Here is a 14,282-nt window from a genome sequence, read left to right on the forward strand (position 1 = left end):
GGCTGCGAAGCCGCGATCGCGGTTTGGCGCAGCTCATCGGGCAGGTACCTTAGGCGAATGTTCTCCAAAGTGCTGGTCGCAAATCGCGGTGAAATCGCCATCCGGGCCTTCCGCGCCGCCTACGAACTCGGCATCGGAACCGTGGCGGTGTTCCCCTACGAAGACCGCAATTCGGTGCATCGGCTCAAGGCGGACGAGTCGTATCAGATCGGCACGCCGGGGCATCCGGTGCGGGCGTATCTGTCCATCGAGGAGATCATCAAGGCGGCCAAGACCGCGGGCGCCGATGCCGTCTACCCGGGCTACGGCTTCCTGTCGGAGAATCCGGACCTGGCCGCCGCCTGTGCCCGCGAGGGCATCACCTTCATCGGCCCGTCGACCGATGTGCTCGAGCTCACAGGCAACAAGGCCCGCGCCATCGCCGCCGCCAAGGCCGCCGGGCTGCCGGTGCTGGACTCCAGCGCGCCCTCGGCCGATGTGGACGAGCTGCTCGCCGCCGCGGAGTCGATGCGGTTTCCGGTCTTCGTCAAGGCCGTCGCCGGTGGCGGCGGGCGCGGTATGCGCCGGGTCGCCGAGCCCGGGCAGCTGCGCGAGTCGATCGAGGCGGCGATGCGCGAGGCCGAGTCGGCGTTCGGCGATCCGACGGTGTTCCTCGAGCAGGCCGTGGTCGATCCGCGCCATATCGAGGTGCAGATCCTGGCCGATCAGCACGGCAATGTCATGCACCTGTTCGAGCGCGACTGTTCGCTGCAGCGGCGGCACCAGAAGGTCATCGAACTCGCACCCGCCCCGAATCTGGATCCCGAACTGCGCCAGCGCATTTGCGCCGACGCCGTGGCCTTCGCCCAACAGATCGGATACAGCTGCGCGGGCACGGTGGAATTCCTGCTCGACGAGCGCGGAAACCACGTCTTCATCGAGATGAATCCGCGAATCCAGGTGGAGCACACGGTGACCGAGGAGATCACCGATGTGGACCTGGTGGCCTCCCAGCTGCGCATCGCGGCGGGGCAGACGCTGGAAGATCTCGGCCTGAGCCAGGATTCGGTCGCCATCCGCGGCGCGGCGCTGCAGTGCCGGATCACCACCGAGGACCCGGCCAACGGCTTCCGGCCCGATACCGGCCGCATCACCGCCTATCGCAGCCCGGGCGGCGGCGGTATCCGGCTCGACGGCGGCGCGAATCTGGGCGCCGAGGTGGGGGCCTACTTCGACTCCATGCTGGTCAAACTGACCTGCCGGGGGCGCGACTTCGAGCAGGCCGTGGCGCGGGCGCGACGGGCGGTGGCGGAGTTCCGGATTCGCGGTGTCGCCACGAATATCCCGTTCCTGCAGGCGGTTCTGGACGATCCGGACTTCCGAGCGGGCCGGGTGACCACCTCGTTCATCGACGAGCGTCCGCATCTGCTGACCCAGCGCGGCTCGGCCGACCGCGGCACCCGCATCCTGCGCTATCTGGCCGACATCACGGTCAACAAGCCGCACGGGGAGCGGCCGACCGCGGTGTACCCGCACGACAAACTGCCCGCGATCGACCTGTCCGTCCCGCCGCCGGACGGCTCGCGCCAGCGCCTGCTGCAACTGGGTCCGGAGGGTTTCGCGCGGGCGCTGCGCGATCAGAAGGGCGTTGGGGTCACCGACACGACCTTCCGCGACGCGCATCAGTCGCTGCTGGCGACGCGGGTGCGCACCAACAGCCTGCTGCAGGTGGCCGGGCATGTGGCGCGGATGACACCGGAACTGCTGTCGATCGAGTGCTGGGGCGGCGCGACCTACGATGTGGCGCTGCGGTTCCTGTACGAGGATCCGTGGGAGCGGCTGGCGGCGCTGCGCGAGGCGATTCCCAACATCTGCCTGCAGATGCTGCTGCGCGGGCGGAATACGGTCGGCTATACGCCCTACCCCGAAAAGGTCACCCGCGCATTCGTTTCCGAGGCGACCGCCACCGGCATCGACATCTTCCGCATCTTCGACGCGCTCAACAATGTCGACCAGATGCGCCCGGCCATCGACGCGGTACGCGAGACCGGCACCGCCATTGCCGAGGTCGCGATGAGCTACACCGGCGATCTGTCGAATCCGGACGAGAACCTCTACACCCTCGACTACTACCTGAAGCTGGCCGAGCAGATCGTGGAGGCGGGCGCGCACGTCATCGCCATCAAGGATATGGCCGGTCTGCTGCGCGCCCCGGCGGCGGCCACGCTGGTGTCGGCGCTGCGCAGCAACTTCGACCTGCCGGTGCACGTGCACACCCACGACACCCCCGGCGGGCAGCTGGCGACATACCTGGCGGCCTGGCAGGCCGGGGCCAATGCGGTGGACGGGGCCAGCGCGCCCATGGCCGGGACCACCAGCCAGCCCGCGCTCTCGGCGATCGTCGCGGCGGCGGCGAATTCGGAATACGACACCGGACTGAACCTGCAGCACGTCTGCGATCTGGAGCCGTACTGGGAGGCGCTGCGAAAGGTGTACGCGCCCTTCGAATCCGGGCTGCCGGGGCCGACCGGGCGGGTGTACCACCACGAGATCCCGGGCGGGCAGCTGTCGAATCTGCGGCAGCAGGCCATCGCGTTGGGACTGGGCGATCGGTTCGAGGAGGTCGAGGCGAAATACGCCGCGGCGGACCGGCTGCTGGGCCGACTGGTCAAGGTGACGCCGTCGTCGAAGGTGGTCGGCGATCTGGCGCTGTCGCTGGTCGGGTCGGGTGTGGACGTCGCGGACTTCGCGGCCGATCCGGGCCGCTACGACATTCCGGATTCGGTGATCGGCTTCCTGCGCGGGGAACTCGGCACACCCGCGGGCGGCTGGCCGGAGCCGTTCCGCAGTCGCGCGCTCGCCGGTCGCGGGTCCGCCAAGCCGGAGACGCCGCTGACCCCCGCCGACGAGGCGGCCCTGAACGGCACGTCCGAGCAGCGGCGAGAGACGTTGAACCGCTTGCTGTTTCCCGCGCCCACGGCTGAATTCCTTTCCCACCGTGAGAAATACGGCGACACCTCGGGGCTGTCGGCCAACCAGTTCTTCTACGGTCTGCGCCACGGCGAGGAACACCGCGTGCAGCTGGAGAAGGGCGTCACGCTGCTCATCGGGCTCGAGGCCATCTCCGAGCCCGATGAACGCGGTATGCGGACGGTGATGTGCATCCTCAACGGCCAGTTGCGTCCGGTCCTGGTGCGCGATCGGTCCATTGCCAGCGAGATTCCGGCCGCGGAAAAGGCCGACAGGTCCAATCCGGGCCATATCGCCGCGCCGTTCGCGGGCGTGGTCACCCTCGTGGTCTCCGAGGGCGATGCGATCGCCGCCGGTGACACCATCGGCACCATCGAGGCCATGAAAATGGAGGCCGCCATCACCGCGCCGCGCGCCGGGGTGGTCCAGCGCATCGCGATCGGCAAGGTGCAGCAGGTCGAGGGCGGGGATCTGCTGGTCGACGTGCGGCCCAACGAGACCGCGGCCGAATGACGCGGATCGTGGCCGGAATCGCCGGGGGGCGGCGCCTGCGCGTGCCGCCCGCCGGGACGCGCCCGACCTCGGATCGGGTGCGGGAGGCGCTGTTCAACCTGGTGGCGGCGCGCCTGGATCTCGACGGCGTGCGGGTGCTGGACCTGTATGCCGGGTCGGGGGCGCTGGGGCTGGAGGCGTTGTCGCGCGGGGCTTCCCATGCCCTGCTGGTCGAATCCGATCGCAAGGCCGCCGCGGTCGTGCGGAGCAATATCGCCGACCTCGGTCTGCCCGGGGCCGAGTTGCGCCAGACCGCGGTCGCGTCCGTGCTCGCCGGGGCTCCCGGCGATCGATACGACCTGGTCTTCTCCGATCCGCCGTACGCCCTGGACACGGCCGAGGTCGCCGCGGATCTGAAGGCCCTGGTCGGCAACGGTTGGCTGCACGAGGACGCGCTGATCGTCGTGGAGCGTTCGGCGCGCAGCCCCGAAACCCCGTGGCCCCCAGCGTTCTCCCCCCTGAAGGCGCGCGTCTACGGCGAGACCCGCCTCGACCTCGCCACCCATACCCCCGGCCCCGCCTAGCCGCACCCCTTCCCGCTCCTCGCACCGGTTGCGTACGGCCGCAGCCGGTGCGACGGCCCGGAACCGGTCCGGCGATTCGTCCTGCTAGCGTTCGCGTATGGCAGGAGCACTGTGCCCGGGATCGTTCGATCCGGTGACCAATGGGCATATGGACGTGATCAGGCGGGCCGCCACCCAGTTCGACGAGCTCGTCGTGACGGTGATGATCAACAAGAGCAAACAGGGCATGTTCACCGTGGACGAGCGCATCGAGATGTTGCGCGAGGCCACCGCCGATCTGCCCACCGTGCGCGTCGAATCGTGGCACGGCCTGCTGGTCGACTTCGCCCGCGAACAGGGCATCTCCGCGATCGTCAAGGGCCTGCGCGACGCCACCGACTTCGGTTACGAACTGCAGATGGCCCAGATGAACAAGAAGCTCTCCGGCGTGGACACCTTCTTCCTGGCCACCAATCCGGCCTACAGCTTCCTGTCCAGCTCCCTGGTCAAGGAGGTCGCCACCTTCGGCGGCGACGTCACCGACATGCTCCCCCCCGCGGTCCACAAGCGCCTGCTCGCCCGCCTCGCCGAGCGCCGCGGCTGAGCCTCGCACCCTTTCCCGCGCTCCGCACCCTTTTCAGGCGTCCATAGCGGGTGCGAAGCGCGAGAAGGGGTGCGGCGTCAGAGGGGCCGGAGGGTGAGGGGGCGGGGGGTGCGGGGACAGGCGGGGTCGAGGCGGCCCTGGGTGGGGGTGCGGGCTCGGGACAGGGCGGCGTGCAGGCGAGGGGTGAGGTCGGGGTCGGGGTCGGTGAGGTCCTCCCACGTCCAGCGGATCACCTGGAATCCCAGGGCGCGCAAGGCGTCCTCGCGGATCTTTTCCTGGTACACCGCGTCGCCGGGGGTCTGGCCGGGCTGGAGTAGTCGGCCGTACTTGATCCGGCCGTCGAATTCGCACAGCACTGCGGCCTTCTCGTAATAGAAGTCGACCCGGCCGACGAACTTGCCCGCCGGATCGAACACGTTGCCCTGCGATCGGGGTTGCGGCAGCCCCAGCCGTTCGAGCATCAGGCGGCTGCGGGACTCACCCACGCTCTCGCTGCGTCCGTCGAGGCGGGCGAGTACGCGCTTGGCGTGGGCGATTCCGTGCCGAAATTTGGCTCGCTCCAATTCCATCGCGAGTTCGGCCCCTTCGATCCCGAAGGCGCCGACGAGGGCGTCACCGGCCACCACCGCGGATTCCCGCGACAAGGTCCGCGCCAGATCGACCACGGTGCGCGCGGGCGTCGTCAGCTGATAACCGTCGACGATCGCCACCTGGTCGACCGGTGCGCAGTGCATCTTCACATCCGGCTTGATCCGGCCGCCGTGCCGTCGATCGCGCGTCACGCAGACCCGGTCGAGCGGTGTCTGCCACAGTGGGCAGCCGTAGACCAGTGCCGCCGACTGATGGCTCAGCACGGTCTGATCGGCCATATCGGGTAGTACCGCGTCGATCAGCAGTCGATGTCGTTCGATGACATCGAGATCGACGAAGGCCGCGTTCTTCACGTACGTACCGCGGCGGATGCGGTGCCACCGCTGACCGCGGTGTCGGCGGCGAATCTCGTTGTCGCTGAAGCCGCGGCGCAGCACCTCGTGGCGCCGGTGGATCGGAGCGCGCGGCCCGTGCACACTCACCGCGCCTCCGGATCGTTGCGCGGCCGTCTGTTTCGCCGGGCGGGAAGGCTTTCGCACGGACCGCCGCGACGGCCGGTCGTGCGCACCCGAACGGTGGACGAGCCCATCCCTCGTCGCCACGCAACTCGACATCCCTGGCAATCTCTCACGACAACCTCCGAATCGAGTACCCACGAACACGTTTGCTCGAATATGACGCGGGGTACCTCCGTTCGGTTCCGTGCTCCGCCGCCCCGACCCGAGGCCGCACCCTTTCCGGCACTTCGCACCGGCTGTGGACGGCGGAAAAGGGTGCGAAGGGCGGGAAAGGGTGCGGCGTTCAGGCGGGGTGGAAGACCCAGAGGCGCAGGGTGAGGAAGCGCAGGGCGCCGACGGCGGCGGTGATGGCTACTACCGCGAGGGCTTCGGCGATGTCGTCCAGGGTGGGGGCGACGATGTCCAGGATCGCCAGGGAGGCGGAGGTGATTGCCAGGCCCGCCAGGGCCAGGCCGCCGCCCTCGAGTTGGGCGGTGAGCCAGTTGACTCGGCCGGAGGCGTGGAAGGTCAGGCGGCGGTGGAGTTCGTTGGCCAGGGCGGTGCTCACGATCGAGCCGGTGAGGTTGGCCAGTTGCGGGCCGCCGCCGTAGCACGCCAGGAACAGCAGGAAGTAGCCGATATTGCTCAGGCCGCCGACGAGGGCGAATCGGATCAGTTGTGGAAACCAGTGGTCTCCGCGCAGGTATGCCGCCAGCCGCGCCGCCGCGGGGCGTCGGTGGGTGGCCTCGGGGTGCGCGGGAATATCCGGGCCGGTTTGCGGGATCACCCACATGCCCGGAGGTACCGGATACAGGACAGCCATTGTCTTTCCGATCCAACTTCGCCGGATCCGGGGGTGACCGGACGCCCGGCTGATCTACCGCTCGGTAAACAAAGATAGCACCAAGTGGAGAGATAGCCTCCACTTGATTCTGTGACCTTGGAAACACCTCACGACACACCGGGGGTGAACTGGGCGGATGATCGTGACGGGAGGCACACTGGGCCAAAGAGTTCGGCACGAGAGTGGGGTCAGTAGATGTATCGCGTATTCGAAGCACTCGACGAACTGGTCGCGATCGTGGAGGAGGCGCGGGGCATCCCGCCGACTCGCAACTGCATCATCCCCCGCGGCGACGTGCTCGAGCTGCTCGACGATGTGCGCGAGGCCCTGCCCGGTGAGCTCGACGACGCCCAGGACGTGCTGGATCATCGCGACAAGATCGTCAACGACGCCCGTACGGCCGCCGAGAGCACGGTGACCGGGGCGAACGAACAGGCCCATCAGACCGTCAATGCCGCCCGCGAGGAGGCCGACCGCATTCTGGCCGATGCCAAGGCGCATGCCGATCGCATGGTCGCCGAGGCCCGCGCGCATGCCGATCACCTGGTCAGCACCGCCCAGGCCGAGGCCGACCGCATCGTCGCCGACGGCAAGGCCGAGTTCGAGGCCGTCACCGGCCGCGCCCGCACCGAGGCCGATCGCATGATCGCCGCGGGGCAGGCGTCCTACGACCGCTCGGTCGCCGAGGGGCAGGCCGAACAGGACCGGCTGGTCGCGCAGACCGAGGTGGTACGGGCCGCGCACGCGGAGTCGGCGCGGCTGATCGACGCCGCGCACGCCGAGGCCGATCGGCTGCGGGAGGAGTGCGATCAGTACGTCGACGCCAAACTGGCCGATTTCGAGGAGACCTTGCACAACACCCTGCGGACGGTCGGCCGCGGCCGGCAGCAGCTGCGGACCGGGCTGGGGATCCCCGACTACGCCGCCGACTTCCGCCGGTGAGCTGAGCTGAGCGGTTTGGGATGGCGGGTGCGATTCGCGTATTGTTGAGTGGTTGCCCATCCAATCCCACACCTGAGTGAGTTCGTGATGCCCGCCGAATCCGGTTCCGGTCCGCGTCGTCAGAAGACGGACGCGGGTTTCGTGCTGGACACGCGCAGCCTCGGACGTGCGCCCGGATCGATGCGTGAGATGCGTCGCACCGTGACCGCGCCGGAGAAGATCGGCCTCGAGCTGGTCGGCATTCCGGCCGGTAGCGAGATCGATATGGATCTGACCCTGCAGTCGGTCTCGGAGGGCGTGCTGGTCACCGGCACGGTCACCGCGCCGATCGAGGGGGAGTGCTCGCGCTGCCTCGAAGCGTTCGCCGACGATATCGAGCTGCGGCTCATGGAGCTGTTCGCCTATCCGAACAGCGCGACCGAGCAGACCACCGAGGAAGACGAGATCCGTCGCCTCGTCGACGATCTGATCGACCTCGAGCCGGTGATCATCGACGCCGTCGGGCTCGAGCTGCCGCTGCAGCCGCTGTGCCAGGAGGACTGCCCCGGACTCTGCCCGGAATGCGGTGTGCGGATGGCGATTGCGGGTTCTGATCACAAGCATGAGATACTGGACCCTCGCTGGGCGGGGCTCGCGAAATTCGCGGCCGATCCCGCAGCGTCAGACCTGAACCGATCAACAGAGGAGAGTTAGTCGTGGCCGTTCCGAAGCGCCGGATGTCCCGTGCCAACACCCGCTCGCGGCGCAGCCAGTGGAAGGCCACCGCGCCGACCCTGATCACCTGCCCGAACCGGGCCTGCGGCCAGAAGACCCTGCCGCACATCGCCTGCCCGAACTGCGGCACCTACAAGGGCCGTCAGGTCGCCTCCGCCATCTGACGCCGCGATCCGGTAGCCGATCGTGACCGCCAGCAAGGATTCAGCGGACGCACCCGCCGTCGGGGAGGCCGCTGACCACACCCCTCTGCTCGAGGCACTCGGCGTCGACGTGCGTCCGGATCTGCTCCGGCTCGCGCTCACCCATCGGTCCTACGCGTACGAGAACGGCGGTCTACCAACCAACGAGCGCCTGGAATTCCTGGGCGACTCGGTGCTCGGTCTGAGCATTACCGAGCGGCTGTATCTCGAGCATCCGAACAAGTCCGAGGGCGAGCTGGCCAAGCTCCGCGCCAGTGTGGTGAACATGCACGCCCTGGCCGAGGTCGCCCGTGGCCTCGGCGAGGGTGGCCTGGGTCGCCATCTGCTGCTGGGCAAGGGCGAGGAGCTGACCGGCGGTCGCGACAAGCCGAGCATTCTGGCCGACGGCATGGAGTCGCTGCTCGGCGCGGTACATCTGCAGCACGGCATCGAGGTCGCGCGCAGTGTGGTACTGCGGCTGTTCGCGGATCTGCTCGAGCGCGGTCCGCGCATGGGCGCCGGGCTGGACTGGAAGACCAGCCTGCAGGAGCTGACCGCCGAGCGCGGCATCGGCGTGCCCAGCTACGAGATCACCTCCACCGGCCCCGACCACGACAAGGAGTTCACCGCCACCGCGGTGATCGGTGGTCAGGCCTACGGCAAGGGCGTCGGCCGTTCCAAGAAGGAAGCGGAGCAGAAGGCGGCGGGGGCCGCCTGGCAGTCCCTGAACTCCGAAGGGTGAGATGCCCGAACTACCCGAGGTCGAGGTCGTGCGACGCGGTCTGGCCGAGCATGTGGTCGGCCGCGTCGTCGAATCCGTTGCCGTCAAACATCCCCGGTCCGTTCGTCGTCATCTGCTGGGTGGGGATGATCTCGTGGCGCGGTTGGCCGGGTTGCGGGTCGAATCCGCGCAGCGCCGCGGGAAATTCCTCTGGTTGACCTTCGACGATCCGGATACCGCGCTCGTGGTGCATCTGGGTATGAGCGGGCAGATGCTGGTGCAGCCCGCCGATGCGCCGCTGGAGAAGCATGCGCATATCGTGGCCACCCTCGATACCGGCGCGCAGGTGCGGTTCGTCGATCAGCGGACCTTCGGGGGCTGGGCGCTCAACGAGATCGTCGAGGTCGACGGCACGCGGGTGCCCGAATCGGTCGCCCACATCGGCCGCGATCCGATCGATCCCCGCTTCGATCCCGAGGCCGTGGTGGCCAGGATCCGGGCCAAGAACTCCGAGATCAAGCGGGTGCTGCTCGATCAGACCGTGGTCTCGGGCATCGGCAACATCTACGCCGACGAGGCATTGTGGCGCGCCGGAATTCACGGTGAGCGCATCGCCGCCAAACTCACCCGCCCCGCGCTGCGCGGACTGCTCACCGATGTGCGAGCGGTGATGGCCGAGGCGCTGTTGGCGGGCGGCACCTCCTTCGACGCGTTGTACGTGAATGTGAACGGCCAATCCGGCTACTTCGAGCGTTCACTCGCCGCCTACGGCCGCGAGGACGAACCGTGCCGTCGCTGCGGCGCACCCATCCGCCGGGAAAAATTCATGAACCGTTCCTCCTTCTCCTGCCCTCGCTGCCAGGTGAGGCCCCGAAGCTGACGCCCGGGGCAATGAGCGGCTGCTGAAGGTGCCCGGGCAGTGAAGGGCTGCTGAAGGTGCCCGCGCAGTGAAGGGCTGCTGAAGGTGCCCGCGCAGTGAAGGGCTGCTAAAGGTGCCGGGGCAGTGAACAGCGCCTGGAGGTGCCCCGAGTAATGAAGGACTGCGGAGGTTTCGACCGAACCAGTACCGTTTTCATTACGGCCCTTGGTGTACGGACCGTGAGAGGGAGGACGGATGCGCAGACTGACCTACTACGTCGCATCGACCATCGATGGCTTCATCGCCACCGAGGACGGTTCGGTGGACTTCTTCCCGGTCGGGGGTGATCACGGTCCGGCGATCACCGCGCTGTATCCGGAGACCCTGCCGACCAAGGTGCGTGAATCGCTGGGCGTGGAGAAGGCGGGCAGCACCTTCGACACCGTGTTGATGGGCCGCAAGACCCACGACTTCGGCGTGCGGACCGGGACGTCGAGCCCGTATGCGCATCTGCGGCAGTACGTGGTGTCCACGACGCTGCCGGAGCGCCCGGATCCCGATGTTGAGCTGATCTCCGCCGATCCGCTGGCGCGGGTGCGAGAATTGAAGCGGGAGAAGGGACTCGGGATCTGGCTGTGCGGCGGCGGTGAACTCGCGCAGGTGCTGCTGCCGGAGATCGATCAGGTATTTCTGAAGCTGTATCCGATCGTCCTGGGCCGGGGCCGCCCGCTGTTCGGCACCGGCGCGCAGTTGCCGGAGCCGACCCGGTTCCGGGTGTCGACCAGTCGCGTGTTCGAGGATGGAGTCGCCTTCGTGAAGTACAGCCGAATTCGCCGATGACCGAGGGGATTCCGGGGCCGGTGCAGGCGCTGCGGGAGATCGCGTTCTGGATGGAGCGCTCCCGGGCCGAAACGCATCGGGTCAAGGCCTACCGGCGGGCGGCCGATGCCGTGGCCGCCCTGTCGGAGGCCGACTTCGACCAGTTCCGCAGGGACGGTAACTGGCAGGACATCCCGGGCGTCGGGCCCAAGACCGCGGCGGCCATCGCGCAGGCCGCCGCGGGTATCCTGCCCGACCGTTTGCACGAATTGCGCACCAGCGCCAAGGCGATCGCTCCGGACGCCGCGGGGCTGCGCAAACAGCTGCGCGGCGATCTGCACACCCACTCCGACTGGTCCGACGGCGGCAGTCCGATCGAGGAGATGATGCGCACCGCCATGGCGCTGGGCCACGAATACTGTGCGCTGACCGATCATTCGCCGCGCCTGACCATCGCCCGCGGGCTCACCGCCGAGCGGCTGCGCCGTCAGCTCGACGTGGTGGCCGAACTGAACGCGGAGCTGGCCCCGTTCCGCATCCTCACCGGCATCGAGGTCGACATCCTCGACGACGGCTCCCTCGATCAGGAGGCCGAGCTGCTCGAGCGCCTGGATATCGTTGTGGCCAGCGTGCATTCGCATCTGCGCGACGACAGCGAGACCATGACCAAGCGCATGGTGTACGCGGTGGCCAATCCGAATGTCGACGTCCTGGGCCACTGCACGGGACGGCTGGTGACCGGCGGCCGCGGCACCCGCCCGGAGTCCCAGTTCGACGCCGAGGTGGTCTTCGAGGCGTGCCGGAAGTACGGGACGGCCGTGGAGATCAACAGCCGCCCCGAACGCCGGGACCCGCCGGGCCGGTTGATCCGGCTGGCCATCGAGATGGACTGCTACTTCAGCATCGACACCGACGCGCACGCACCCGGCCAACTGGATTGGCAGTGGTACGGCTGCGAGCGCGCCATGGCCAACGGCGTTGCCGCGGAACGGGTCGTCAATACCTGGCCGCTGGACAAGCTGCTGGCGTTCACCGCGTCCTAGAGGATCGCGAAGGCGACCACCAGGCCGATGCCGAGGTGGGCGGCCGCCACCAGCAGCGACTGCGGGGTGTAGCCGGGCTGCCTCAACAGCGCGCCGATGTCGAGGCCGACCACCCGCTCCAGCACCCGCACCGAAATCACCTGTGCCACAACGCCGACCAGGCCGTAGACCGCGGTGGCGATCAGGCCCTCGGTCAACCGGCCCGCCGAGGAGAAGATGGCCAGCACCACGATCAGGGCCATGCTCACCATGCCCGCCGCGGTGATCACGACGGCATTGGTGTTGCCGTCGCAGACCATTCGCCGTAGCGGACCCGGGGTGGTGATATCGATCGCCCAGAATCCGGCCAGCATGAGCGCCAGTCCGACGATCGCGTACAGCAGGATCGCGCCCACACCGTGGCCGATCGTGCTCCAGTACCCCGATTCGAGCGCAAGGGTGGTGGTGGCCAAGGGGATCCTCCGGTGAGTGGTCGATGAGTGAGTCGGATGCTACTTGGTCGGAATGCGATGCGGAACGAAGGTGGAACTGTCATCGGTGATCAGGCCGGGCGTCTCCCGGATGCTCATGCCCGCCGCGGTATCGCCGACGATCCACGCGCCCACCACCGGGCGCATGCCGTCGAAATCGGGCAGCGGATCGAGCAACTGGTAGACGAAGCCCTCCTCGCCGTACACCCCGCCCGTGGCGGTCTCGAGGCCGGCGCCGACGATCGTCATATTCGCGCCCTCGCGGCCCAGCTTGGGCTTTTTGATGTATTCGGTGAGCTCGTGCGGATTGTCGATATAGGCGGGCAGCAGATTGGGGTGGCCCGGATACATCTCCCACAGCACCGCCAGCAGCGCCTTGTTCGACAGCATGGTCTTCCACAGCGGCTCGATCCACATGGTGCGCGGCAGCGAATCGACCACGCGCTTGCCGAAGTCGTCGTCGAGCACCCACTCCCAGGGGTAGAGCTTGAAGATCGACTGGATCGGCGCCTCGGCCAGATCGACGAAGCGCTCCAATTCGGTATCCCAGCCAACCTGTTCGATCGGCAGCGCCACGGTGTCGAATCCGGCCTCGGCGGCGGTCTCCTGCATATAGGCGGTGGTGACGTTGTCCTCGCCGGAGGCGTCGGCCGAGGACCAGGTGAAGTGCAGCTCGTTGGTGGGCAGCTGTTCCAGCAGTTCACCCCAGCGTTCGACCAGTTTCTCGTGCAGGGAATTCCACTGGTCGTCACCGGAGTACAGATCGGTCAGCCAGTGCCACTGCACGATCGCGGCCTCGAGCAGCGAGGTGGGCGTATCGGCGTTGTACTCCAGCAGTTTCGCGGGGCCGCGGCCGTCGTAGCGTAGATCGAAGCGGCCGTAGATGTAGGGGTCGGAGCGCTGCCAGGATTCCTTGATCGGCCCCCAACTCCATTCCGGGAGACCGAAATCGGCGAACCGCTCGGTGAGCACGACCTGTTCGCAGGCCTGCAGGCACATCGAATGCAGCACCTCGACCTGGGCCTCGAGCCCGAGGATCTCGTCGAGATCGAATTCGTAGTGCACCGATTCGTCCCAGTACGGCCGTGGCTGTCCGTTGGTGTCCACGCCGGGGGAGCCGTACACCAGGCCCTGCTCGGCAATGATCTGCTGCCAGCTCGCCCGGGGGCGGCCGCGGACGCGCCGCATCTAGGATCCTCCACTCTTCGAGCCGACGCTCGTCGTGCCCAGTCCGCCGCGCACGACCGTCCCGCTCTTGGTGGTGACGTGCGCGCCCTTCGGTTCGATGGTGCTGCCGCCGACCGGCGGGCGGCCGACGGTTTGGCTGGGCCCGCCGTAGTAATAGCGGTACTGGTGGCCGTTGAAGATGAAGATGCCCGGAATGTGCGGGCCGCCGTAGTAACCGCTGCCGCTGGAGTAGGCGGCCTGCGCCTGGGCGCACTCCTCGTCGGGGCGCACGACCTGCTGGCCGTCGTCCTCGGTGATGCAGGTAGCGGTCACATTGTCGGGCGCGGTGGCCGCTCGGTAGGCCAGATAGCCGCCGCCGACCAGCGCGGCCACACCCGCGACCGCCGCGCCGCCGATGAGCATCTTCTTGCGCTTGCGCCGCTTCTCCTCGAGCGCCGCCGCGGCGGCCCGCTCGGCCTCCTCCGCGCGCTTGCGGGCCTTCTCCCGCGCCCGCGCCTCGGCCAGCGTCGGCGGGCGCGGCTGGGTGACGCCCGGCTCCTGGCGCTGCATGCTGCCGCGCATCCGGCGCTGCGGCTGATCGTCGCCGCTCTCGGGGCCGGGATTATCGGTGCCCGGCAACAGATTCGGCATGCCGGGCAGTGGAGCCGTCGGCAGCGGTTCGGCGAATCCGGGTTCGCTCCGGCCGGGCTGCTGGGGCGCGGCCGGTGTGCCACTGGGGGATTCGGGCGTGGTCGGTTCGTTCGATTCGGGATTGCCGGGACGGTTGCCGGAATTATCAGTTGCCAACGATCGACTCCCTGTTCC

General features: G+C 68.3%; 15 protein-coding genes. 10 read left to right on the plus strand and 5 right to left on the minus strand.

What is annotated here, in order from left to right:
- The first annotated feature begins 57 nt into the window (after positions 1 to 57).
- The 3 genes from NDR87_RS10035 (at position 58) to coaD (ending at position 4,608) form a co-directional block, all read left to right on the plus strand.
- Positions 58 to 3,462 (plus strand): pyruvate carboxylase, encoded by a 3,405-nt coding sequence (locus tag NDR87_RS10035; RefSeq protein WP_251910899.1) that lies wholly within the window; start codon positions 58 to 60, stop codon positions 3,460 to 3,462.
- Entirely contained in the window at positions 3,459 to 4,025 is a 567-nt protein-coding gene (gene rsmD, locus NDR87_RS10040; protein WP_251910900.1) for a 16S rRNA (guanine(966)-N(2))-methyltransferase RsmD, read from the plus strand. The genes NDR87_RS10035 and rsmD overlap by 4 nt, the downstream gene beginning before the upstream one ends.
- A gap of 97 nt (positions 4,026 to 4,122) precedes the next feature.
- Positions 4,123 to 4,608 (plus strand): pantetheine-phosphate adenylyltransferase, encoded by a 486-nt coding sequence (gene coaD / locus NDR87_RS10045; RefSeq protein ID WP_251910901.1) that lies wholly within the window; start codon positions 4,123 to 4,125, stop codon positions 4,606 to 4,608.
- 77 nt (positions 4,609 to 4,685) lie between these two features.
- Here coaD and NDR87_RS10050 read toward each other — a convergent pair whose 3' ends face one another.
- Together NDR87_RS10050 and NDR87_RS10055 are read right to left on the minus strand one after the other, a co-directional pair.
- On the minus strand, positions 4,686 to 5,681 hold the full coding sequence (locus tag NDR87_RS10050) for a hypothetical protein (protein WP_251910902.1): 996 nt from the start codon (positions 5,679 to 5,681) through the stop codon (positions 4,686 to 4,688).
- A 319-nt stretch (positions 5,682 to 6,000) separates the two neighbouring features.
- The gene (locus tag NDR87_RS10055) at positions 6,001 to 6,519 is read right to left on the minus strand and encodes a GtrA family protein (protein WP_251910903.1); all 519 of its coding nucleotides are present in this window, start codon (positions 6,517 to 6,519) and stop codon (positions 6,001 to 6,003) included.
- A gap of 216 nt (positions 6,520 to 6,735) precedes the next feature.
- Here NDR87_RS10055 and NDR87_RS10060 point away from each other — a divergent pair, with 216 nt between their 5' ends.
- The 7 genes from NDR87_RS10060 to NDR87_RS10090 all read left to right on the plus strand — a co-directional run bounded on the left by NDR87_RS10060 (position 6,736) and on the right by NDR87_RS10090 (position 11,820).
- On the plus strand, positions 6,736 to 7,482 hold the full coding sequence (locus NDR87_RS10060) for a DivIVA domain-containing protein (RefSeq protein ID WP_251910904.1): 747 nt from the start codon (positions 6,736 to 6,738) through the stop codon (positions 7,480 to 7,482).
- 87 nt (positions 7,483 to 7,569) lie between these two features.
- Positions 7,570 to 8,175: a DUF177 domain-containing protein gene (locus NDR87_RS10065; RefSeq protein ID WP_251910905.1), complete on the plus strand. Its 606-nt coding sequence runs from the start codon at positions 7,570 to 7,572 to the stop codon at positions 8,173 to 8,175.
- 2 nt (positions 8,176 to 8,177) lie between these two features.
- Positions 8,178 to 8,360, plus strand: a complete 183-nt coding sequence (rpmF, locus tag NDR87_RS10070; protein ID WP_187687618.1) for a 50S ribosomal protein L32 — start codon at positions 8,178 to 8,180, stop codon at positions 8,358 to 8,360.
- Between the two features lie 22 nt (positions 8,361 to 8,382).
- Positions 8,383 to 9,120: a ribonuclease III gene (rnc, locus tag NDR87_RS10075; protein ID WP_372494128.1), complete on the plus strand. Its 738-nt coding sequence runs from the start codon at positions 8,383 to 8,385 to the stop codon at positions 9,118 to 9,120.
- Between the two features lies 1 nt (position 9,121).
- The gene (gene mutM, locus NDR87_RS10080) at positions 9,122 to 9,979 is read left to right on the plus strand and encodes a bifunctional DNA-formamidopyrimidine glycosylase/DNA-(apurinic or apyrimidinic site) lyase (protein WP_251910906.1); all 858 of its coding nucleotides are present in this window, start codon (positions 9,122 to 9,124) and stop codon (positions 9,977 to 9,979) included.
- A gap of 234 nt (positions 9,980 to 10,213) precedes the next feature.
- On the plus strand, positions 10,214 to 10,798 hold the full coding sequence (locus tag NDR87_RS10085) for a dihydrofolate reductase family protein (protein ID WP_251910907.1): 585 nt from the start codon (positions 10,214 to 10,216) through the stop codon (positions 10,796 to 10,798).
- Entirely contained in the window at positions 10,795 to 11,820 is a 1,026-nt protein-coding gene (locus NDR87_RS10090; RefSeq protein WP_251910908.1) for a PHP domain-containing protein, read from the plus strand. The genes NDR87_RS10085 and NDR87_RS10090 overlap by 4 nt, the downstream gene beginning before the upstream one ends.
- Here the strand turns inward: NDR87_RS10090 and NDR87_RS10095 are convergent.
- The 3 genes from NDR87_RS10095 to NDR87_RS10105 are packed head-to-tail and all read right to left on the minus strand — an operon-like array spanning position 11,817 to position 14,264.
- Entirely contained in the window at positions 11,817 to 12,272 is a 456-nt protein-coding gene (locus NDR87_RS10095; protein ID WP_251910909.1) for a DUF350 domain-containing protein, read from the minus strand. The two genes, NDR87_RS10090 and NDR87_RS10095, sit on opposite strands and share 4 nt — an antisense overlap.
- Positions 12,273 to 12,311: 39 nt before the next feature.
- The gene (locus NDR87_RS10100) at positions 12,312 to 13,478 is read right to left on the minus strand and encodes a glutathionylspermidine synthase family protein (RefSeq protein ID WP_251910910.1); all 1,167 of its coding nucleotides are present in this window, start codon (positions 13,476 to 13,478) and stop codon (positions 12,312 to 12,314) included.
- A complete protein-coding gene (locus NDR87_RS10105) occupies positions 13,479 to 14,264 on the minus strand; it encodes a hypothetical protein (protein ID WP_251910911.1) in 786 nt (261 codons plus the stop codon). It abuts the gene before it with no gap.
- Between the last annotated feature and the right edge of the window lie 18 nt (positions 14,265 to 14,282).

The organism is Nocardia sp. CDC159 (assembly GCF_023740735.1).
In the GTDB taxonomy this organism is placed as follows: Bacteria; Actinomycetota; Actinomycetes; order Mycobacteriales; family Mycobacteriaceae; genus Nocardia; species Nocardia pulmonis.

What these genes read in the sequence shown, in the direction of transcription:
- NDR87_RS10035 (WP_251910899.1), top strand. Translation starts at nt 58, where the DNA reads ATGTTCTCCAAAGTGCTGGTCGCAAATCGCGGTGAAATCGCCATCCGG.
- rsmD (WP_251910900.1), top strand. Translation starts at nt 3,459, where the DNA reads ATGACGCGGATCGTGGCCGGAATCGCCGGGGGGCGGCGCCTGCGCGTG.
- coaD (WP_251910901.1), top strand. Translation starts at nt 4,123, where the DNA reads ATGGCAGGAGCACTGTGCCCGGGATCGTTCGATCCGGTGACCAATGGG.
- NDR87_RS10055 (WP_251910903.1), bottom strand. Translation starts at nt 6,519, where the DNA reads ATGGCTGTCCTGTATCCGGTACCTCCGGGCATGTGGGTGATCCCGCAA.
- NDR87_RS10060 (WP_251910904.1), top strand. Translation starts at nt 6,736, where the DNA reads ATGTATCGCGTATTCGAAGCACTCGACGAACTGGTCGCGATCGTGGAG.
- NDR87_RS10065 (WP_251910905.1), top strand. Translation starts at nt 7,570, where the DNA reads ATGCCCGCCGAATCCGGTTCCGGTCCGCGTCGTCAGAAGACGGACGCG.
- mutM (WP_251910906.1), top strand. Translation starts at nt 9,122, where the DNA reads ATGCCCGAACTACCCGAGGTCGAGGTCGTGCGACGCGGTCTGGCCGAG.
- NDR87_RS10085 (WP_251910907.1), top strand. Translation starts at nt 10,214, where the DNA reads ATGCGCAGACTGACCTACTACGTCGCATCGACCATCGATGGCTTCATC.
- NDR87_RS10090 (WP_251910908.1), top strand. Translation starts at nt 10,795, where the DNA reads ATGACCGAGGGGATTCCGGGGCCGGTGCAGGCGCTGCGGGAGATCGCG.
- NDR87_RS10100 (WP_251910910.1), bottom strand. Translation starts at nt 13,478, where the DNA reads ATGCGGCGCGTCCGCGGCCGCCCCCGGGCGAGCTGGCAGCAGATCATT.